Source organism: Polynucleobacter sp. JS-Mosq-20-D10, from assembly GCF_018687755.1.
In the GTDB taxonomy this organism is placed as follows: Bacteria; Pseudomonadota; Gammaproteobacteria; order Burkholderiales; family Burkholderiaceae; genus Polynucleobacter.
Map to the genome: position 1 here is coordinate 1,018,421 of NZ_CP061305.1, position 20,238 is coordinate 1,038,658.

A 20,238-nucleotide genomic window follows, 5' to 3' on the forward strand; every position below is an offset into this window, starting at 1 on the left:
GAGTCCAAATTGACCTATATATTGGCCATCGACACCTCCTCAGCTTGGTGTTCGGTGGCTTTATCTTTAGATGGCGCTACCCCCTTAGCCCGTCACCAAAAAGTGTCTGCTGGAGCTAGCCAGCTTTTATTGCCTTGGGTGCAAGAGCTTTTATCCGAAGCCACGATTGAACTGAACGACCTTGATGCCATTGCGATAGGAGTCGGTCCTGGGGCATTTACAGGCGTCCGACTTGGCGTTGCTGCTGTTCAGGGTTTAGCAACAGCCGCTCGCTTGCCAGTGCTTCCTGTTGCCAGCCTGGATGCCATTGCCAGTCAACTGATTCAAACTCCTGCATTTGTTGTTTCTGGAGCTCAGTCTTTTGTCATTTCTGTTGATGCTCGTATGGAAGAAGTTTACTGGGCCAACTACCGAGTTGGAACAAATCTATTGCCTCAGCGTCAGGGCGATATTCATCTAACTGCACCAGAGAGTGTTGAGCTTAAGAATATTGATTTTTTAGCGGGAAGTGCAATTGCAGAGTTTGGTGATCGTCTCCTTGCCAGTAATCCTAGGCCATTTGCCAGCAGCCATTTCGATTCAACTATCGGGGTGAATGCTTTAGGCGTTTTAGCGTGTGCCCAAGATATGTGGAGCAAGGGTCTCCAACAAGATGTTCACTTATTGGAACCGCTATACATTCGCAATAAGGTGGCACTAACTTCTGCGGAGCGGAGTCTACAGCATGGCTGATAGTCTTAACTCTGTGCAATCACATACTGAGGGTGTTTCTGAGCTTTCATTTTTGCCTATGACTGTGGCGGATTTGGATTCGGTTCTCGCTATTGAATCTGTTTCACATATTCATCCATGGACTAAGGGCAATTTCTCAGACTCATTGGCGGCAGGTCATTGGGCTTATTGTGTAAGGCCCCAGTTAGCAGATGCGGTAAAAGGTAGTTATTTGGACCCAGATATTCTTTGGGCCTATTGCATCTTGTTTCCTGCTGTAGATGAGTTGCATCTTCTGAATATTACTGTTTCACCGAAATTACGTCGTTTGGGTATTGGTGTAAAGATGATGAATGCAATTGAGGGTGTAGCTGCACAGCAAAAAATGCCCCGAATTATTTTAGAGGTTCGCCCCAGTAACGAGGCAGCCCTCCAGCTCTATCAAGACCTTGGTTATGAGCAGATCGGTTTACGCAAAAATTATTACCCAGCCGATGCTGTCAATGGCTTACGTGAAGATGCCCTAGTTTTAGCTAAATCGATTAAGCTTGAGGCATGAATATGAGTACAAATTCCACGTTTCTTAAAGAAATGGGTATTACTGAGTGGACATCGCGCGATGCCGCTCCAGAGCATACTCAAGCGATGCTTGGTGTCCAAATAAGTAACGATCAGGTTGGCGGGGCTGCCCCTGCATCATCTGTTGTTACAGAAACACAAGAGCGTCACTCTTTAGGAGTATGGTGGTTTTTTGGTAATAAACCGCAGGGTGATGCGGAAGTACTTTTTCAAAACACCATTCGGGTTCTCGGTCTAACTCCACAAGAGTGGTCTTGGAAAAATCCTGCGGACAAATTCAGTCCCGAACTATTGCCACAAGACGGAACACCTATAGTTGCTCTAGCATTTGGTGGCGCTGCTGCCCAAAAATTATCTGGTGAACGTGATGCTCTGCCAGAGCTTCGTGAAACTGTTTTAGCAATTCATGCTGATGGGGCAGAGGATCTGCCGCTGATAGCTACTTTTGAATTAAATCAACTGCTTTCTAGGCCAAAGGATAAAGTGCTATTTTGGCAAGATCTACTGCTTGCTAAGTCAGTATTACAAAATATCTAAGCCTTGGGCTTAGTGCTTATGTTCGCCAATTAAATGCATGGAATCGTATTCAGCTTGATTGGCAGCGTGACGTTTAATTACCAGCCACATGATCGCGCTAACCGCGACACCAAAGCCAATAATGACTGCCTGGATTGGAACATCTAACCAAATCAATCCAGAGTAGATTAGCAGCATCATCAAAACAGAAATATTTTCATTAAAGTTTTGAACTGCAATGGAGTGGCCGGCAGACATCAGCACATGCCCGCGATGCTGAAGTAGGGCGTTCATGGGCACTACGAAATAGCCCGCTAACCAGCCTACCAAAATCAATAAGAAGTATGCTGGCAGCAATTTGAGCGAAAGCTCGAACTTGCCGACAGTCAAGACAGTAATATTGGGCAGCATGTCTGAGTTATATATAGCCATGACACAGACGACTAAACCCATGGCAATGCCATATGGTAGAACCTTCAGTGAACTTCTAAGAGGTATACGCCAAGCAGCCCATACAGCACCTCCGGCAACTCCAAATGCGGATATTGCTTGGAGAATAGCTCCCTGGGATAGGGTCATATGAAGAGCAACCTGAGCCCACTTAATCACAATAAATTGCAAAGTGGCGCCAGCCCCCCAAAACAGAGTGGTAACCGCCAATGAAATCTGACCAAGACGATCATCCCAAAGCGTCTTAAAACAGATAGCAAAATCTTTTACTAACTCAATTGGATTCGCTTTTTGTGACTCGTAGCGCGCCCCAGTATCTGGAATACGTAAATTAATGAGTGCTGCCAGCACATAAATCATCATGATGATCATAATGGCGGACTCTGCTGCGGTATCGATGCTAGTCTCTAGGACGGGCATGTCAAACCCCAGAAGACTTTCAGATACGGACTTGCTAATTAAGACGCCGCCAAGAACAGTACCCATAATGATGGAGCCTACCGTAAGGCCCTCAATCCAGCCATTGGCTGCCACCAGCTTTTCAGGTGGGAGTAATTCTGTAAGGATGCCGTATTTGGCAGGAGAGTAGGCGGCCGCACCCAAACCCACAATCGCATAGGCTAATAAGGGATGGCTTCCGAACAGCATGACTACACAACCGACAAATTTAATCGTATTGGTGATGAACATGACATTACCCTTGGGGCGGGAGTCAGCAAAGGCCCCCACAAAGGCTGCCAACAATACATATGAGAGGACGAAGAATAATTTGAGTAAAGGCGTCATCCAGGCCGGAGCGCTCAGCTGGACCAAGAGGGCGATTGCTGCGATCAGCAATGCGTTATCAGCAAGCGACGAAAAAAATTGCGCCGCCATAATGATGTAAAAACTACGGTTCATTCGTACAATCTAGTCATTGAAGTAATTAAAACATGAAAGGAGGGTGTAAATGAGTCTGTTGGCTAACCGCTTTATTAATAGGCCTATTGTGGCAACTATACACACTGATGCCTTTCGACATAATTTAGGCCGCATTCGGGAGCTTGCACCGGAATCGAAGATCTGGTCAGTGGTGAAGGCAAAAGCCTATGGCCACAGCCTGGAAGCCGCATTTAAAGGGCTAGAGTCTACCGATGGCTTTGCTTTGCTAGATATTGCAGATGCACAATGGTTAAGGAGCCACGGCTGGGAAGGTCGAATCCTATTGCTAGAAGGTCTTTTTAGTCAGCAGGAGCTCGAGTTGGTAATCAAGCTTCAGTGTGACTTAGTGGTACATAGCGAGAAGCAGGTTATATGGCTTGAAAGCTTTGAAAATCATTCGGATCGCCCGATCAATGTCTTTTTAAAACTGAATTCTGGAATGAATCGCCTTGGTTTCAGACCAGAGCAATACCGAACTGCCTTTCATCGTTTGCATGCTGCTGGATACCATCTCCATCACATGACTCACTTCGCTAATGCAGACCAGGTTGAGCGCTCACCATCGGTCGGTGAGCAAATGGAGTGCTTCAATAAAACTACTCAAGGGCTCGAGGCTCCGTCTTCCTTGGCTAATTCAGCTGCGATCCTTTGGCATCGCAATGCGTTGGGAGACTGGATACGCCCAGGCATTCTGCTGTACGGCGTTTCACCAACTGGGGTGCATGCCGATATCGTTCGCTCTGAATTTCAAGCGGTGATGAGTTTACGTAGTGAAATCATCGATATCCAAAATCTAAAGAAGGGTGACCATGTTGGTTACGGCGGTCGTTATGAAGCTCCAGAAGATATGCGCATTGGTGTGATCGCTGGCGGTTATGCTGACGGATATCCACGTCATGCGGAAGATGGCACGCCAGTTTGGGTTGAGAATGCTGATGCTCAGGGGGAAGGTGTCATTTGCCCGATTGTTGGGAGAGTCTCTATGGACATGTTAACGATCGATTTGCGCGAAGCACCTAATGCCAAAATAGGCAGTGTGGTAGAGCTCTGGGGTAATGAAGTGCCGGTAGATGATGTGGCTCAAATGAGCGGCACCATCGGCTATGAACTTATTTGCGCATTGGCGCAGAGGGTGTCAGTGCTAACTGAGTGAAACGGCCGGCCTTACTCTTACCTATTCCAGATCTGCCACCAGCGACGTTCTTTTTGAACGCGCTGACCGGTCAGTAACATTTGACTATCAGGGAAATTCAGCTTAAAGACACGTGCTGCATCATCACTAAGATCAGTCATGCCCAGCTTCTCATAAGACTTTGTCAGAAGGTAGAGCGCTTCCTCAACGGCTGGTGCGCGATCGTAATCTCGAATCACGAGCTGAGCTCTATTAGCAGAAGCTAAGTAGGCGCCGCGTTGATAGTAGAAGCGAGCCACAATGACATCTGCCTCTGCTAATGAATTGACGATATAGCGCATGCGATCTAAAGAGTCGGGCGCATATTTACTATCAGGAAAACGCTCAACAACAACTTTGAAAGACTCAAAAGCTTCTTTAGCTGCCTTTGGATCGCGCTCACTCAAATCTTGCCCTGTAAATTTACCGAGCCAACCTAAATCATCATTAAAGCTAATTAAGCCCTTGAGGTAGTAGCCGTAATCTAAATTAGGACTGCCTTGATGCAGCTTAATAAATCGATCGATAGCAACTTGGGCTTGGGCTTGCTCTTGTGCTTTCCAATAGCAGAAGGCAGCATTAATTTGTGCCTGTTGAGAGTAGGGCCCAAAAGGGAAGCGACCCTCTAGTTTTTCAAAATACTTACCGCACTTTGCATAGTCCGCATCTTTTAGTTTCTCATTGGCTTCGGAATACAGTTTTGTCTCTGACCAAATATCAGTTTCATCTTTTTGGCCATCACTGCCAGCGCATCCGCTCAGGACAAGACAGGCAGCACTAGTGCTAACAAGGAGAGAAATCAGGGATTTTCTGGAAGATGACCCAAGGGTGGCGGCAAGCCTTAAACTGGCGTCTGTAATAACGTCCGACATAACTAAAAGGCTCTTTAAGCGTGGCATTGACGCATACTCCCGATTCGAATCCCATTGATTATATCGATGATGAGGATTTTATAGCCCTAGAAGTTCCCCCTGAGGTCAGTGGCGAGCGTTTGGATAAGTTTCTTGGCGGCGCTTTGCCCGATTATTCTCGTAACCGACTCAAATCCTGGGTTGAGGCTGGGGCGGTCACGGTGGATGGAAAAGTCACTAAAGTTCGTCATTTATTACGTGGGAGCGAGAGTATTAAGGTATTTCCACAGGAAATGCCTGAACAGTTTGCTTTTTCCCCTGAAAACATTGCGCTCGATGTCGTTTATGAGGATGACTCTATTATTGTGGTCAATAAACCTGCTGGACTCGTGGTTCATCCTGCTGCTGGGAATTGGACGGGAACCTTGTTAAATGCTTTGCTTTATCGTTTTCCGGAGCTAAAGCAGCTTCCAAGAGCGGGGATTGTCCACCGCCTAGACAAAGATACCTCCGGACTAATGGTGGTTGCCAGAACAGATATTGCCCAAACCTCACTGGTAAGGCAACTTCAAGAGCGGACAGTTGGGAGACGTTATCTATCTTTGGTATGGGGTGATGCCCCCTCACAGGGCAAGGTACTGGCGACTGTTGGTCGAGATCAGCGTGATCGACTCAAAATGGCTGCCGGTTCTGCTCAAGGTAAACCTGCTGCCACCTTATTTCGGCGCTTAGCCAAAGGTAGCTTTGCCCAAAGTTCAGTTGCTTTGCTAGAGTGCCGCTTAGAGACTGGCCGTACCCATCAAATTCGGGTTCATCTGGAGTCTTTGGGCTTTCCTCTTTTAGGTGATCCAGTCTACCGTAAGAGGACTCCAGGAGTAGCTAAATCATTGCCTTTTAGTCGCCAGGCTTTACATGCTTACGCCTTAAGCCTGCAGCATCCAGCAACTCAAGAAGTTATGACCTGGTTTAGATTGCCTCCCCAAGATTTATTCGATTTATTGCCCTTGGTGGGAATGACGGAAGCCGACTTGCCAAGAGAAGAGGCCCTATTGGCCTCCATTAAAAATGATCAACGCGCTCAATAAGATTGAACCAAACTGGACTGTATCGCAGCAAATCCAGGCTTTTTGCACTACTCGGCAAGGTGGCCTGAGTAAGGCACCATTTAATTACCTTAACCTTGGGCTGAATGCGGGCGACGATGCAGCGGATGTTCTACAAAATCGCAGCATCCTTAGGTCAGCGCTTCCTGCAGAGCCACTTTGGCTCAAACAAATTCATGGGGTCACAGTCAGTACCCCAGCTTCGAGAAATGCTTTGGGCAATGGACCCTACGAGGCAGATGCCTCAGTCACCAATATCCCAAATGAGGTGCTAGCTATTCTGACTGCAGATTGCATGCCAGTTTTATTTGCTAGCAGGAGTGGCGATGTGATTGGGGCGGCTCATGCCGGTTGGCGTGGCTTAAGTGGCGGGATCCTGGAAAACACGATTAATGAAATGATTGCACTATCTCCAGGCCTCACGATGAGTGATATCAGTGCGTGGATGGGTCCAGCAATTGGGTCCAGCGCATTTGAAGTGGGTGAGGATGTGTTGCAAGCCTTTGCCCAGCAGGATCAAGAAATCTTATCCAGAGCCTTTATTCCCATTGCTGGAACTTCCGGCAAGTACTTAGCCGACCTATATTTACTAGCAAGAGATCGGTTAAATACCCTAGGTATAGAGCAAATCGATGGTGGTGAGTTTTGCACCGTGAATGATCCAGGGCGCTTCTTTTCATACCGCCGGGATAAGGTCACGGGACGCTTTGCCTCTCTCATCTGGATTTCAGAAAGCACTTAATCTTGGGGTTATTACTAGCTTAGCTCTAGGGCTAGGGTTAGTGCGTATAACCCTTCCAGCCCGATAGATGGAGAATGAACTCAACAACTTTACGAGATCATTATGTTAGCAGGCATGAATACCGGTGTAGCGCCATCCTTGGCTCCACACCATATGGCGTTAATTCCCCCAGAACGTTTAGCGGAAATTCAAAAAGAATACTTCACAGAGTTCTCCCATCTTGCAACCAATCCCGATGCTGTCGAAGTAAAAGATCGCCGGTTCTCCGGTAAAGCGTGGCATTCCTCATGGAGCAAAATGATTGCAGCAACCTATTTGCTGAACTCAAAGCATTTGATTGCGCTTGCTAAAGCGGTTGATGCGGATGAAAAAACCAAGACCAAGATTTTGTTCACTACAGAGCAAATGATTGATGCCTTGTCACCATCAAACTTTATTGCAACTAATCCTGAAGTTCTTGAAAACATTATTAGCTCACAGGGCCAATCCATTCAAAACGGAATTGTGAATTTGCTTGGCGATCTGAAAAAAGGGAAGGTTTCACAGACGGATGAAAGTGCTTTTGAAGTTGGCAAGAATATTGCAACAACTGAAGGTCAGGTGGTATTTCGCAATGATCTCTTTGAGTTAATTCAGTACACGCCGCTAACTGAAACAGTGTATGAGCGCCCATACTTAATGGTGCCGCCTTGTATTAACAAATACTACATTTTGGATTTACAACCAGACAACTCAGTCGTACGTTACATGGTTGAGCAAGGACACACCGTCTTCTTGGTCTCCTGGAAAAATCCAGATGCTTCAATGTCTAAAATTACTTGGGATGACTATGTAGGTGATGGCGTCATTAAGGCAATTGAGGTTGTCAAAGACATTGGTGATACAGATCAAATTAACGTTCTTGGTTTTTGTGTCGGCGGAACTTTAACTTCTACCGCCTTGGCAGTATTGGCGGCACGGAAAAAGAATTATGTTGCAAGCTTAACCTTGTTCACTACTTTATTGGACTTTAGTGACACGGGTATCTTAGATGTGTTCATCGATGAAAGTATGGTGAAGTTACGTGAGGGCACTATTGGTGGTGAAGGCGGTCAATTCGGCATGATGTCTGGCTTAGATTTAGGTAATACCTTTTCCTTCCTGCGTCCGAATGACCTGGTATGGAATTATGTTGTAGAGAACTATCTGAAAGGCAATTCGCCGCCGCCGTTTGATTTGCTTTACTGGAATGGCGACTCAACCAATCTGCCTGGTCCAATGTACTGCTGGTATTTACGTCATACCTATTTGCAAAATGAATTGATCAAACCTGGCAAGCTCACGGTTTGTGGAGAAAAAGTGGACCTAGGCAAGATTGCTGTTCCAGCCTACATATATGCATCGCATGATGACCACATCGTGCCCTGGAAATCTGCTTATGAATCTACTCATATATTGAAAGGCAAAAATCGATTTGTCTTGGGTGCTTCTGGACACATTGCCGGCGTGATTAACCCACCGGCAAAAAATAAGCGCCATTATTTTGAAAATAATAAATTGGCTAAGTCTGCGGATGAGTGGTTAGCTGCAGCAAAAGATGTTAAGGGTAGTTGGTGGCCTAACTACGCAAAATGGTTAGAAGAGTTTGGTGGTAAGAAAGTAAAAGCTAGCAAAACGTTTGGCAATGCACGCTATAAAAAACTAGAAGCAGCGCCTGGTAAGTACGTGAAAGAAAAAGTATCCACAGCCGCTCAATAATATTTTCATAAGGGGAAATACATGTCTCAAAAGATTGCATATGTAACTGGTGGTATGGGTGGTATTGGTACTGCTATTTGTCAGCGTCTTGCCAAGGATGGCTTTAAGGTCATTGCTGGTTGCGGCCCGAATTCTCCGCGCAAAGATCGCTGGATTGGCGAACAAAAAGCCTTGGGTTATGACTTCATCGCTTCTGAGGGCAATGTTTCCGATTGGGATAGTACCGTTGCTGCATTCGATAAAGTCAAAGCTGAAGTAGGGCGTGTCGATGTTTTGGTGAATAACGCCGGAATTACTAAAGACAGCGTTTTCCGCAAAATGACCCCAGATCAGTGGAAAGCGGTGATTGATACCAATCTCAATTCTTTATTCAACGTTACCAAACAAGTGGTGGATGGTATGGCTGATAACGGTTGGGGTCGCATTATCAATATCTCTTCTGTGAATGGTCAAAAGGGTCAGTTTGGTCAGTCTAACTATTCAACAGCAAAAGCGGGCTTACACGGGTTTACGATGGCCTTATCACAAGAGTTGGCCTCTAAAGGCGTAACGGTGAATACGGTTTCCCCTGGCTATATTGGTACCGATATGGTCAAAGCCATTCGCGAAGATGTATTAGAAAAGATTGTTGCCGGCGTTCCAGTAAAGCGCTTAGGCACCCCTGAGGAGATCGCTTCGATCTGCTGCTGGATTGCTTCTGATGATGGTGGCTACGCTACTGGTGCTGATTTCTCCTTAAATGGCGGTCTGCATACGGGCTAAATCCCATAAAAATAGAATTTTGGTGGTCTGTGCATCGGCATATTTACCTTTAGCTCAAACTAGGGATAAACTATGCCGATGTTGCATTGCAGTACAAAGAGTTAGGAAAAAACTACATGGCTACACGTTCTAAAAAAGCCGGCGATAGCCGCTTAATCAAGAAGTATCCCAATCGTCGTTTATACGACACCCAAACTAGTGCTTATGTCACACTGGCTGATATTAAAAATTTAGTGATGGCTGGCGATGCTTTTGGTGTTGTAGATGCAAAAACTGAAGACGATTTAACTCGTAACATTTTGCTGCAAATTATTCTGGAAGAAGAGGCTGGTGGAGCTCCAGTTTTTTCAACTCAAATGCTTTCTCAAATCATTCGCTTCTACGGAAATTCCATGCAAGGTTTGATGGGTAGTTATCTCGAAAAGACTATGCAATCTTTCGTGGATATTCACAATAAGTTAGGCGATCAAACTGAGGGTTTAGGCGCAGGCAGCACACCTGAAGCTTGGGCCAAGATGATGAATCTCCAAAACCCAATGATGCAAGGTCTCATGGGCAACTATATGGAGCAAAGTAAAGATCTATTTGTGAAGATGCAGGAGCAAATGCAAAATTCTCCGAATCTGTTCAGTAGCTTCCCGTTTTCTGGGCAAGCCAATAAGACTGAAAAAGAATAATTGTGGCAGGTAAAGTTGGTTTTGTTTCCTTGGGATGTCCTAAGGCGCTAGTTGATTCTGAACTCATCCTCACGCAACTCAGTGCTGAAGGTTATGAGACCGCCAAAGATTATTCTGGTGCCGATCTGGTGATCGTGAACACCTGTGGATTTATTGATTCCGCAGTAGAGGAGAGTCTCGCAGCGATTGGTGAAGCCTTATCTGAAAATGGCAAGGTGATTGTGACGGGCTGCTTAGGTGCCCGAAAAAATGCAGACGGCAGCGATCTCATTAAAAGCATTCACCCTAAAGTCCTTGCAGTAACAGGGCCGCATGCCACCCAAGAGGTAATGCAAGCTATTCATTTGCACCTCCCAAAGCCGCATAATCCCTTTACTGATTTGCTGCCACCCATTGGCGTCAAACTCACACCAAAACATTATGCATATTTAAAAATATCCGAGGGATGTAATCACCGCTGTACTTTCTGCATTATCCCAAGCATGCGAGGTGATTTAGTTTCACGCCCGATTGGTGAAGTATTGCTAGAGGCAAAAAAATTATTTGAGTCAGGGGTAAAAGAGTTACTGGTTGTCTCCCAAGATACGAGCGCCTATGGCGTTGATATCCAATATCGCACTGGCTTTTGGGATGGCAAACCTGTTAAGACACGAATGTTTGATTTGGTAAATGCCTTAAACCAAATTGCGAGAGAGCATCAAGCTTGGGTGCGTCTGCATTATGTTTACCCATACCCACATGTCGATGATGTCCTGCCTTTAATGGCTGAGTTTGCTGACCACGGTTTTGGCGTACTTCCTTATTTAGACATTCCTTTGCAACACTCGCATCCAGATGTCCTTAAGCGCATGAAACGTCCAGCCAGTGGCGAAAAGAATTTAGAACGGATTCAGACGTGGCGAGCCGCTTGCCCTGACTTGGTAATTCGCAGTACTTTTATTGCCGGCTTCCCTGGCGAAACTGAGGAAGAGTTTTTGCACCTCCTACATTTCCTCGGTGAAGCTCAGATTGATCGTGCAGGCTGTTTTGCCTATTCACCAGTAGATGGAGCAACTGCCAATACTATAGATAATCCTGTTCCGAATTCATTGCGCGAAGAGCGTCGTGCCCGATTTATGGCTAAGGCTGAGGAAATCTCCATTAAGCGACTTGCTAAAAAAATAGGCAAGCGCATTCAGGTCATCATTGATCGGGTTGATGAGTCTGGTGGGGTTGGCCGAACGATTGGTGATGCTCCTGAAATTGATGGCTTGGTCAGGGTTTTACCCCCAAGTAAGCCATCAAAGCGCTACCGTACAGGTGAAATCATCAAAGTTACGGTGATTAGCTCCCAAGGGCATGACCTAATAGCCGAAACTTGACTATTAGAATAAAACTAAAGTTTTGGCCCTTGAATGGGCCCGTTATTTTGCTTAATTAGGTATCGTAAAAAGGGGATTGTTATGACTCGAGATGTCGTCGTTTTAAGTGCTGTACGTTCTGCAATTGGCGCCTTCAATGGCTCGCTCAGCAGCCTTGAGCCAAGTGAGCTAGGCGGTATTGTGATGAAGGAGGCCGTTGCGCGCTCTGGCGTAGATCCAGCCTTAATTAATTACATCACTGTAGGCAACACGATTCCTACTGACAACCGTTACGCCTATGTTGCTCGCGTAGCGTCTATCCAGGCTGGCTTGCCAATGGAATCTGTTGCGATGGCCTTGAATCGTTTGTGCAGCTCTGGCTTACAAGCGATTGTGACTACAGCTCAAGCCATTATGTTGGGCGACTGTGATTACGGTGTTGGTGGTGGCGTTGAAGTGATGTCACGTGGCATGTATGGCTCACCAGCAATGCGAAGTGGCGCGCGCATGGGTGATACCAAAATGATCGACTTGATGGTATCTGTTTTGACAGATCCATTTGGCGTCGGTCATATGGGCGTTACCGCTGAGAACCTAGTTGAAAAGTGGAAACTCACGCGTGAAGAGCAAGACGCTCTCGCAGTAGAGTCCCATCGCCGTGCTGCACATGCCATTAAAGAAGGTCGCTTCAAATCTCAAATCGTTCCAATCACTATCAAAACTCGCAAGGGCGATGTGGTGTTTGATACAGACGAGCACTGCAAGCCAGATACCACCATGGAAACTTTAGCGAAGATGAAAGCGGTCTTCAAAAAAGAGGGTGGTAGCGTTACTGCAGGTAACGCATCAGGCATTAATGATGGCGCAGCATTCTTTGTGCTGGCGGATGCAGAAGCGGCGAAGAAGGCTGGTCATAAGCCAATCGCTCGTTTAGTTTCTTACGCTGTTGCTGGCGTACCGAATCACATCATGGGCGAGGGCCCAATCCCCGCAACCAAGATTGCTCTTGAGCGCGCTGGACTGAAACTAGATCAAATTGATGTGATCGAATCTAATGAAGCATTTGCTGCTCAGGCATTAGCCGTCACTAAAGGTTTGGGATTAGATCCGGCCAAGACTAACGTGAATGGTGGAGCGATTGCATTGGGTCACCCAATTGGTTGCTCTGGTGCCGCAATTGCTACTAAAGCTATCCATGAGTTGCATCGCGTTCAAGGTAAATATGCTTTAGTCACCATGTGTATTGGCGGTGGACAAGGTATCGCAACTATTTTTGAGCGCCTCTAAGCAAGAAACAGCTGCTGAATAAGCCTAGTTCCAAGGGATTTAGGCAATCAGTAGTAAGGCAGCATCCAAGCCGACTCGGTCAAAAGCCGCGTCGGCTTTTTCTTTAACAATCGGTTTTGCTTTATAGGCAATACTGATTCCAGAGCCATGCATCATTGGTAGATCGTTGGATCCGTCGCCTATGGTGATGGAGTTTTCTTTAAGGCAATTCATCAGAGCGCATGCTTGTTCTAGATAGGCATTTTTAGCGGCACCATCAACGATATCGCCAATGACTTTTCCTGTCAGTTTGCCGTCAATGATTTCCAAGGTATTGGCCTGGGCTTGTTTGAAGCCTAACTCTTGCTGCAGCTTTTCAGTAAAGAAGGTGAAACCACCAGAAACTAGAAGCGTATAAAGTACCTGAGTATTTGCTCCAGCAAGTAATTGAGCAGCGCCAGGGTTAGGGCGTAAACGCTCTTTGTAGACCGAATCGAGTACATCAGCAGATACACCGGCTAAAAGAGCTACCCGTCTACGCAAACTCTCTTTAAAGTCTTTAATTTCTCCACGCATGGTGGCCTCAGTGATTTCTGAAACAGCCGCTTTCTTACCAGCGAAGTCGGCAATCTCATCAATACATTCAATATTAATGAGAGTGGAGTCCATATCCATCGCCAGTACTTTTACTGCATCCGGCTTAAATGCTGATGAAAGAAAGGCTAAATCTGTGTCGTGTGCTGCGGCGATATCACGCATAGCAACCCTTGCTTCAGGCGATAAAACTTGAGCACAAGTCCAGCGGGCAGTGAAGTATTTTGACTGCGGGTACTCCATACTCTCTTTAGTAATTGCAATACCTAAGACTTTTGCATGCTCAATGAATGCAACGTTTAATTCTGCAGGGATCGCAGCGTTAGCTAGAGCGACAAGTGTGAGGTGACTGGACATGGGTAGTAAGCAATTAATAATTAACTGGCTTGAGCAGTATTGAGTATGGCAGATGCATTTAGGCTTCTCAGAATTTTCCGAATTTGGTCAAGACGTTGCTCTAGTTTCTCAAAATCCTTCTCTTTCTGGGGAAGAATTTTTAATTTATCTTGGCCGTTTAGCTGTATATATTTTGATGATTGAATCAGTTGAATAATCTTCATCGGGTCAATCGGTGGATTAGGGATGAACTGAATCTGTATCGATAGAGGGCTGGCGTCAATCTTTTTGATGCCAAAGCCAGCCATCTCTAGGCGCAAGCGATGGGTTTCATAAAGAGATTTAGCTTGGTCGGGTAAATCACCATAACGATCTACAAGTTCTTCACGCAAACCCATGAGTTCAGAGAAGTCACTTGTTCCAGCAAAGCGCTTGTACATCGACAGTCGTTCGTGGACATCCGGGCAATAGTCATTTGGAAAGAGAGCTGGTACACCTAAATTGACATCGGTTGTCGCCTGAAGTGGTGATAAGAGATCTGGCTCTTTACCACTACGCAAGGATTTCACTGCACGATTGAGCATCTCGGTATAGAGCTGAAATCCAATCTCATGTATTTCACCTGACTGCTTATCCCCCAAAACTTCTCCGGCACCACGGATCTCTAAATCATGCATCGCTAAATAGAAACCGGAGCCAAGTTCCTCCATCGCTTGAATGGCATTTAAACGTAATTGTGCTTGCTTACTGAGCGCCTCAGGATCTGGAACCAGTAAATAGGCATAGGCCTGATGGTGAGATCGTCCAACACGTCCGCGCAATTGATGTAACTGCGCCAAGCCAAACTTATCAGCACGATGCATGATGATGGTGTTAGCGGTCGGAACGTCAATACCAGTTTCAATAATGGTGGTGCATAACAAGATATTGGTACGCTGGGTCACAAAATCACGCATAACCGACTCCAGCTCACGTTCGTGCATTTGACCGTGCGCTACACTGATGCGTGCTTCTGGAATGAGTTCTTGTAATGCATGCTTACGATTTTGAATCGTTTCGACTTCATTATGCAGAAAGTAAACCTGTCCACCACGCTTAATTTCTCGAAGGACCGCTTCACGAATAACGCCATCACCCTCTCGTCGCACAAAGGTTTTGATGGCCAAGCGTTTCTGTGGTGCGGTTGCAATGACAGAAAACTCCCGCAAACCTTCCATGGCCATACCGAGAGTTCGTGGAATTGGAGTGGCAGTTAAAGTCAGAATATCTACTTCAGCACGTAATGCTTTGAGTGCATCCTTTTGACGTACACCAAAGCGATGCTCCTCATCCACAATCACTAAGCCTAAATTAGCAAACTGAGTTTCTTTTGAAAGCAGCTTATGTGTACCAATAATGATGTCAGCTTCGCCTTTGCTAATCGCCTCTAGCGCAGTATTAATTTCTTTGGTGGTTCTGAAGCGGGAGAGCTCGACGATGCGCACAGGCCAATCGGCAAAGCGATCTTTCCAGGTCGCGACATGTTGTTCAGCGAGAAGAGTGGTTGGCGCCAAGATGGCTACCTGCTTGCCGCCCATGACAGCAACAAAGCTAGCACGAAGGGCGACCTCTGTTTTACCGAAGCCTACATCACCACATACCAGTCGATCCATAGGTGTACCACTAGTCATATCCCCAATAACTGCAGCAATGGCATTAGCCTGATCGGGTGTTTCTTCAAATCCAAAGCTTTCTGCAAACGCAGCATAGTCATGGGCTGAGAATTCAAATGCATGACCTTTGCGAATGGCTCTAGCGGCATATAGATTTAAAAGTTCAGCTGCGGTATCGCGTATTTGTTGAGCGGCCTTACGTCTTGCCTTATCCCACTGACCCGAGCCTAGCTGATGTAATGGTGCTGAGTCAGGATCAGAGCCCGCATAACGGGTCACCATCTGCAGTTGCTGTACTGGCACATAAAGAGTGGCATCTTTGGCGTATACCAAGTGCAAGAACTCTTCAAAAATGGGATCTTCTTTAGGCGGTGCTAAATTCAGAAGCACTAAGCCTTGATAGCGACCGATTCCATGATCAGAGTGCACAACCGGGTCACCAATTTTGAGCTCAGACAAATCCTTAAAGAGCATGTCTGGATCGGCGCTCTCACTCTCTTTACCTTTACGTCTTTGGCGAGCGGTGGCTGTAAACAGCTCTGCCTCGGTTACGATAATCAAGTTTTCGGCAGGCCAGGTAAAGCCATTAAATAGCTGTGCTGTTACGAGGCCAAATAAAGCATCACTCTTAATAAAATCAGAGACGCCTTCAAAATTTGCTGGCTTCAGTGGATAGAGTGGTTTACCGTGCTGACCAGCAACTGAATTAGTATCTTCAAACAGTTGGCGAATGGATTCTTTACGACCATTGCTATCGCTACAAATCAGTACACGTACTTTTTCTTGAGCAACTAAAGTGCGCAGTCGATTGATGGGATCGGTGTCTCGCCGATGAACAGATAGGTCGGGAACAGCTAAAAATTGAGGAGTCTCTTTGGATTCTTTATCCGCCTCTTTATTTAATGCTAAGCGCGCATTTGGCTTGGCCGCTGTAAAGAATTGATCTACATCTAGAAATAATTCAGCTGGCGGAAGAATAGGGCGATCAAGATCATGTTTTAAGAATTCATATCTAGAAAGTGTATCTTTCCAAAAACCCTTAATAGATTCTTCAACATCGCCGATCGTCACCGCCCAAACAGGATCGCCTGAACGGGGAAAGTAATCAAAAACTGTCGATGACTCTTCAAAGAAGAGAGGTAGATAAGATTCAATACCTGCACTAGGAATTCCCAGGTTGGCATCTTTATAAATTGAGCACCGAGTTGGATCACCCTCAAAAACTTCACGCCAGCGCCCCCGAAATGCGGTACGTGAAGCATCATCAAATGGAAATTCGTGACCCGGTAATAAGCGAACTTCTTTTACTGGATAGAGACTGCGTTGGGTGTCAGGGTCAAAAGCTCTGATTTGCTCAATCTCATCACCAAAAAGATCGAGGCGATAAGGCAAGCTGGAGCCCATTGGAAATAAATCAATCAAGCCGCCACGGATGCTGTATTCACCGGGGCGCATCACCGAGCTTACGGGATCGTAACCTGCCTGCTGTAGCTGCAGTTTCAGTGCGACTTCGTTGAGCTTGTCACCCTGTCTAAAAAAGAAGGTGTGTCCAGATAAAAAGTTTGGCGGTCCCAGTCTTTGCAAAGCTGTAGTGATTGGGACCAGAACAATGTCGCAGCTGCCGTTGAGTAATTCATAAAGAGTCGCTAAGCGTTCAGAAACTAAATCCTGGTGTGGGGAGAAGTGGTCATACGGCAGGATTTCCCAGTCAGGCAGCAGGCGTGTTTTGAGTTGTGGTGCAAAAGCCGGAATTTCTTCCAAAAGCCGCTGCGCCTCCTGTGCTTGGGCACAGAAAATGACCATGACTGAGAACTCTAAGCGATACCGAAGAGCAGATTGGGCGATAAGTGCTGCATCTGACGAGCCAACTAGGCCTGAAAAGGTAAAGCGCTGCCCAGCCCGCGGTGCAGGTATGGGGGGTGCTAGTTTTAATGCATCAGACATCTGCGCTCATTATAGAATCAGGTATGCCCTCTGGAAATCAATCTTCACAGTCTCTACCTCAATGTCATGCCCTGTTACCTACGGCAGGCACTGGATCTCGGCTTGGTGGAGCCTTGCCAAAGCAGTTTCAGGAGCTGGCAGGAAAGCCGATGCTAGCCTTTGCCCTGGACGCCTTTATCAAGACTCCGGAGATAGCCTCCATTTGGGTGGGTGTAAGCCCTATTTTTCTTGATAACCCCATCCTAGGTATGCTTTCCAGCAAATCCCCCTCAGTACGGTTCACTCCGAGCGGTGGACCAACCCGTCAAGAAACCGTCCGCAATACTTTGGCGGAGATGCTTAAGGCAGGTATTCCTGAGAGCGATTGGGTTCTGGTGCACGATGCTGCTAGACCAGGAATCACGCCTCAACTCATTCAAAAACTGATTCTTGCTGTAAGTCAAACGGGCGAGGGTGGCTTATTAGCAATGCCGCTAGCTGACACCCTCAAGATGGCTGATGCTAACTCCGCGATTGCTGGCAATCCCAACCGAGCTGTGAAGACGATATCCCGAGATCATCTATGGCAAGCCCAAACACCTCAGATGTTTGGCTTAAAGGATCTTCACGACGCTATTGAAGGTGGCATACGCTTGGAGGCGGATATAACAGATGAGGCCAGCGCCATGGAGCTTGCTGGCAAAAACCCCCTATTAATTGAGGGTGCAACTCGTAACTTCAAAGTAACCCACCCAGCAGATTGGGATTTGATGCAAACGATCTTACGAACCTCTATAAACTAAGCGTTCAGAGAGCATTCACAATCCCATGACATCAATTACGCCCCTCATTCCTCAATTTCGAATCGGTCAGGGATATGACGTTCATGCCCTAGTCGAGGGTCGCAAGCTTATTCTAGGTGGGGTTCATGTTCCTAATGAAAAGGGCTTGCTGGGACATTCGGATGCGGATGCCTTGTTGCATGCTTTAACGGATGCTTTACTGGGTGCCGCAGGCTTAAATGATATTGGCCAGCTCTTTCCGGATACAGATCCGCAGTTCAAGGATATGGATAGCCGCATTTTGCTCAGAGCAGCTTTGCAAAAGATCCAAGCAACTGGATTTCATGTAGGCAACGTGGATGCAACGATTGTTTGCCAAAAACCCAAATTAGCCACTTTCTTACCAGAAATGGTCCGCAATATCGCAGCAGATTTGCTGGTGACGCCCAGCCATGTCAACCTCAAAGCTAAAACCAACGAATCTCTTGGGCACCTTGGCAGGGGCGAGGGCATAGCAGTCCATGCCGTGGCTTTGCTCTACAAGGTCTAAATATCCTCCACAACCGCTAAGCATTGTAGAATTATGGTCTTTAGAGTGAAGCTTTGGCTCGGTAGTGTTTGCGGAATTCGCGCGAGGATGGCGAAATTGGTAGACGCACCAGGTTTAGGTCCTGACGCCAGCAATGGTGTGGGGGTTCGAGTCCCCCTCCTCGCACCACAAGATAGCTACTTGGCTTGGGCTTCACATAATCCGATTTTCAATTAAAAGACGAGAATGGCTGTGCAGATAGAAAATTTAGGTCAGTTAGACCGCAAAGTGACCTTAGAGTTCGCTCGTGCCGATTTGGCAAAGGCTAGAGAAGACCGTTTGGCTAAATTGGGTAAAACCATGAAAGCCCCAGGCTTCCGTCCAGGCAAGGTGCCTAAGACCATGGTTGAAAAGCAATATGGCATGCAAGTCGATTTTGAACTCCAGTTCGACAAAGCCTCTGAACTATTCTATGAATTAGCTCAAAAAGAAAAAATCCTACTGGCTGGCCAACCACGCCTTGATCCAAAATCAGAATTAAACGCAGATAAAATTGTGTTTGATGCTTACTTTGAAGTCTTGCCAGAAGTGAAGATTGGCGACATCTCTAAAGCAGAAGTAACTCAGTACACAACGGATATTTCCGATGCAGAAATTGATCGTGCACTGGATGTATTGCGCAAGCAGCAAGTACATTACCATCCGCGCGGCGATGCTGGTGCTCATGGTGATGGCGGTACAAATACAGCTGCGCAGGCTGGCGATCAAGTGGTTATTGACTTTGTTGGCAAGATCGATGGTGTTGAATTTGCTGGCGGTAAAGCGGAAAACTTTGAATATGTACTCGGCGAAGGCCGCATGCTCCCAGAATTTGAAGCTGCTACTTTGGGCCTCAAAGCAGGTGATAGCAAGACTTTCCCACTAAGCTTCCCAGCGGATTACCACGGCAAAGATGTTGCGGGTAAAACTGCTGATTTCACCATCACTGTGAAGTCAGTCAATTGGGCGCACCTGCCAGCAGTTGATGATGCTTTTGCATTGTCTTTAGGCGTTACCGAGGGTGGCGTTGCGAAGATGCGTGAAGAAGTCAAAGAAAATTTAGATCGTGAAACTAAGCGTCGCATTACCTCCTTGTTAAAAGGCGAAGTAATGGAGAAACTCAACAGTATTTGCGAATTTGATGTACCTAAATCTTTGGTTGCCCAAGAGCAAGAGCGTTTAGTGGAGTCTGCACGTCAGGACTTGATACAGCGCGGCATTCCAAATGCGAAAGATGCGCCAATTCCGGTTGAGATGTTTGCTGAGCAAGCTACGAAGCGCGTTCGCCTTGGTCTCATTTTGAGCGATTTAGTTAAGCAGCAAAATTTGGCTGCCACTGCAGATCAAATTAAAGCGGAGATTGATGAGCAGGCTGCTACCTACGAGGATCCAAAAGAAGTGGTCCGCTGGTTCTACAGCAATCCTAACCGCCTTAAAGATGTTGAGAACTTGGTTCTTGAAGATAATGTGATGAAGTATTTCACTTCGCAGGCTAAAGTGATTGACAAAGCAGTTACCTTCGAAGAACTCAGCAAGCTCAACTAAGTCATTAATTTA

18 protein-coding genes and 1 tRNA gene are annotated in these 20,238 nt (G+C 46.5%); 15 read left to right on the forward strand and 4 right to left on the reverse strand.

Annotated elements, in window-relative coordinates; translation table 11 throughout:
• Nucleotides 1-9: 9 nt before the first annotated feature.
• From tsaB to FD967_RS05280, 3 genes are read left to right on the forward strand one after another with little or no spacing between them, the layout of a single operon-like run.
• On the forward strand, nt 10-732 hold the full coding sequence (tsaB, locus tag FD967_RS05270; protein ID WP_251369106.1) for a tRNA (adenosine(37)-N6)-threonylcarbamoyltransferase complex dimerization subunit type 1 TsaB: 723 nt from the start codon (nt 10-12) through the stop codon (nt 730-732).
• A complete protein-coding gene (locus FD967_RS05275) occupies nt 725-1,270 on the forward strand; it encodes a GNAT family N-acetyltransferase (protein WP_215327079.1) in 546 nt (181 codons plus the stop codon). The genes tsaB and FD967_RS05275 overlap by 8 nt, the downstream gene beginning before the upstream one ends.
• Nucleotides 1,271-1,272: 2 nt before the next feature.
• Nucleotides 1,273-1,827, forward strand: a complete 555-nt coding sequence (locus FD967_RS05280) for a hypothetical protein (protein WP_215327080.1) — start codon at nt 1,273-1,275, stop codon at nt 1,825-1,827.
• Between the two features lie 9 nt (nt 1,828-1,836).
• Here the strand turns inward: FD967_RS05280 and lplT are convergent, their stop codons facing one another.
• Nucleotides 1,837-3,156 carry a lysophospholipid transporter LplT gene (lplT, locus tag FD967_RS05285; protein WP_215327081.1) on the reverse strand — a complete coding sequence of 440 codons (1,320 nt, stop codon included), beginning with the start codon at nt 3,154-3,156 and terminating at the stop codon, nt 1,837-1,839.
• A gap of 73 nt (nt 3,157-3,229) precedes the next feature.
• Here lplT and alr point away from each other — a divergent pair, with 73 nt between their 5' ends.
• The gene (gene alr, locus FD967_RS05290) at nt 3,230-4,330 is read left to right on the forward strand and encodes an alanine racemase (RefSeq protein ID WP_215327189.1); all 1,101 of its coding nucleotides are present in this window, start codon (nt 3,230-3,232) and stop codon (nt 4,328-4,330) included.
• A gap of 17 nt (nt 4,331-4,347) precedes the next feature.
• Here the strand turns inward: alr and FD967_RS05295 are convergent, their stop codons facing one another.
• Entirely contained in the window at nt 4,348-5,220 is an 873-nt protein-coding gene (locus FD967_RS05295; RefSeq protein ID WP_215327082.1) for an outer membrane protein assembly factor BamD, read from the reverse strand.
• A 20-nt stretch (nt 5,221-5,240) separates the two neighbouring features.
• On the opposite strand from FD967_RS05295, the gene FD967_RS05300 reads away from it, so the two are divergent.
• The 7 genes from FD967_RS05300 (at nt 5,241) to FD967_RS05330 (ending at nt 12,847) form a co-directional block, all read left to right on the forward strand.
• Nucleotides 5,241-6,284 carry an RluA family pseudouridine synthase gene (locus tag FD967_RS05300; RefSeq protein ID WP_215327083.1) on the forward strand — a complete coding sequence of 348 codons (1,044 nt, stop codon included), beginning with the start codon at nt 5,241-5,243 and terminating at the stop codon, nt 6,282-6,284.
• On the forward strand, nt 6,265-7,044 hold the full coding sequence (gene pgeF / locus FD967_RS05305; protein ID WP_215327084.1) for a peptidoglycan editing factor PgeF: 780 nt from the start codon (nt 6,265-6,267) through the stop codon (nt 7,042-7,044). Before FD967_RS05300 ends, pgeF begins: the two co-directional genes overlap by 20 nt.
• A gap of 102 nt (nt 7,045-7,146) precedes the next feature.
• Nucleotides 7,147-8,781 (forward strand): class I poly(R)-hydroxyalkanoic acid synthase, encoded by a 1,635-nt coding sequence (gene phaC / locus FD967_RS05310; protein WP_215327085.1) that lies wholly within the window; start codon nt 7,147-7,149, stop codon nt 8,779-8,781.
• A 21-nt stretch (nt 8,782-8,802) separates the two neighbouring features.
• A complete protein-coding gene (locus tag FD967_RS05315; protein WP_215327086.1) occupies nt 8,803-9,543 on the forward strand; it encodes a 3-ketoacyl-ACP reductase in 741 nt (246 codons plus the stop codon).
• A gap of 116 nt (nt 9,544-9,659) precedes the next feature.
• On the forward strand, nt 9,660-10,220 hold the full coding sequence (gene phaR, locus FD967_RS05320) for a polyhydroxyalkanoate synthesis repressor PhaR (RefSeq protein WP_215327087.1): 561 nt from the start codon (nt 9,660-9,662) through the stop codon (nt 10,218-10,220).
• A gap of 2 nt (nt 10,221-10,222) precedes the next feature.
• A complete protein-coding gene (rimO, locus tag FD967_RS05325; protein ID WP_215327088.1) occupies nt 10,223-11,581 on the forward strand; it encodes a 30S ribosomal protein S12 methylthiotransferase RimO in 1,359 nt (452 codons plus the stop codon).
• Nucleotides 11,582-11,662: 81 nt separating this feature from the next.
• Nucleotides 11,663-12,847 carry an acetyl-CoA C-acyltransferase family protein gene (locus tag FD967_RS05330; RefSeq protein ID WP_215327089.1) on the forward strand — a complete coding sequence of 395 codons (1,185 nt, stop codon included), beginning with the start codon at nt 11,663-11,665 and terminating at the stop codon, nt 12,845-12,847.
• A gap of 39 nt (nt 12,848-12,886) precedes the next feature.
• Here the strand turns inward: FD967_RS05330 and serB are convergent, their stop codons facing one another.
• Together serB and mfd are read right to left on the reverse strand one after the other, a co-directional pair.
• On the reverse strand, nt 12,887-13,777 hold the full coding sequence (gene serB, locus FD967_RS05335) for a phosphoserine phosphatase SerB (RefSeq protein WP_215327090.1): 891 nt from the start codon (nt 13,775-13,777) through the stop codon (nt 12,887-12,889).
• Nucleotides 13,778-13,797: 20 nt separating this feature from the next.
• Nucleotides 13,798-17,352, reverse strand: coding sequence for a transcription-repair coupling factor (gene mfd / locus FD967_RS05340; RefSeq protein WP_215327091.1), 3,555 nt, complete (start codon nt 17,350-17,352; stop codon nt 13,798-13,800).
• A 23-nt stretch (nt 17,353-17,375) separates the two neighbouring features.
• On the opposite strand from mfd, the gene ispD reads away from it, so the two are divergent.
• The 4 genes from ispD (at nt 17,376) to tig (ending at nt 20,226) form a co-directional block, all read left to right on the forward strand.
• Nucleotides 17,376-18,134 carry a 2-C-methyl-D-erythritol 4-phosphate cytidylyltransferase gene (gene ispD, locus FD967_RS05345; protein WP_215327093.1) on the forward strand — a complete coding sequence of 253 codons (759 nt, stop codon included), beginning with the start codon at nt 17,376-17,378 and terminating at the stop codon, nt 18,132-18,134.
• Between the two features lie 25 nt (nt 18,135-18,159).
• Nucleotides 18,160-18,663 (forward strand): 2-C-methyl-D-erythritol 2,4-cyclodiphosphate synthase, encoded by a 504-nt coding sequence (ispF, locus tag FD967_RS05350; protein WP_215327095.1) that lies wholly within the window; start codon nt 18,160-18,162, stop codon nt 18,661-18,663.
• 81 nt (nt 18,664-18,744) lie between these two features.
• Nucleotides 18,745-18,831, forward strand: a tRNA-Leu gene (locus tag FD967_RS05355).
• Nucleotides 18,832-18,888: 57 nt separating this feature from the next.
• The gene (gene tig / locus FD967_RS05360) at nt 18,889-20,226 is read left to right on the forward strand and encodes a trigger factor (protein WP_215327096.1); all 1,338 of its coding nucleotides are present in this window, start codon (nt 18,889-18,891) and stop codon (nt 20,224-20,226) included.
• Nucleotides 20,227-20,238: the final 12 nt, after the last annotated feature.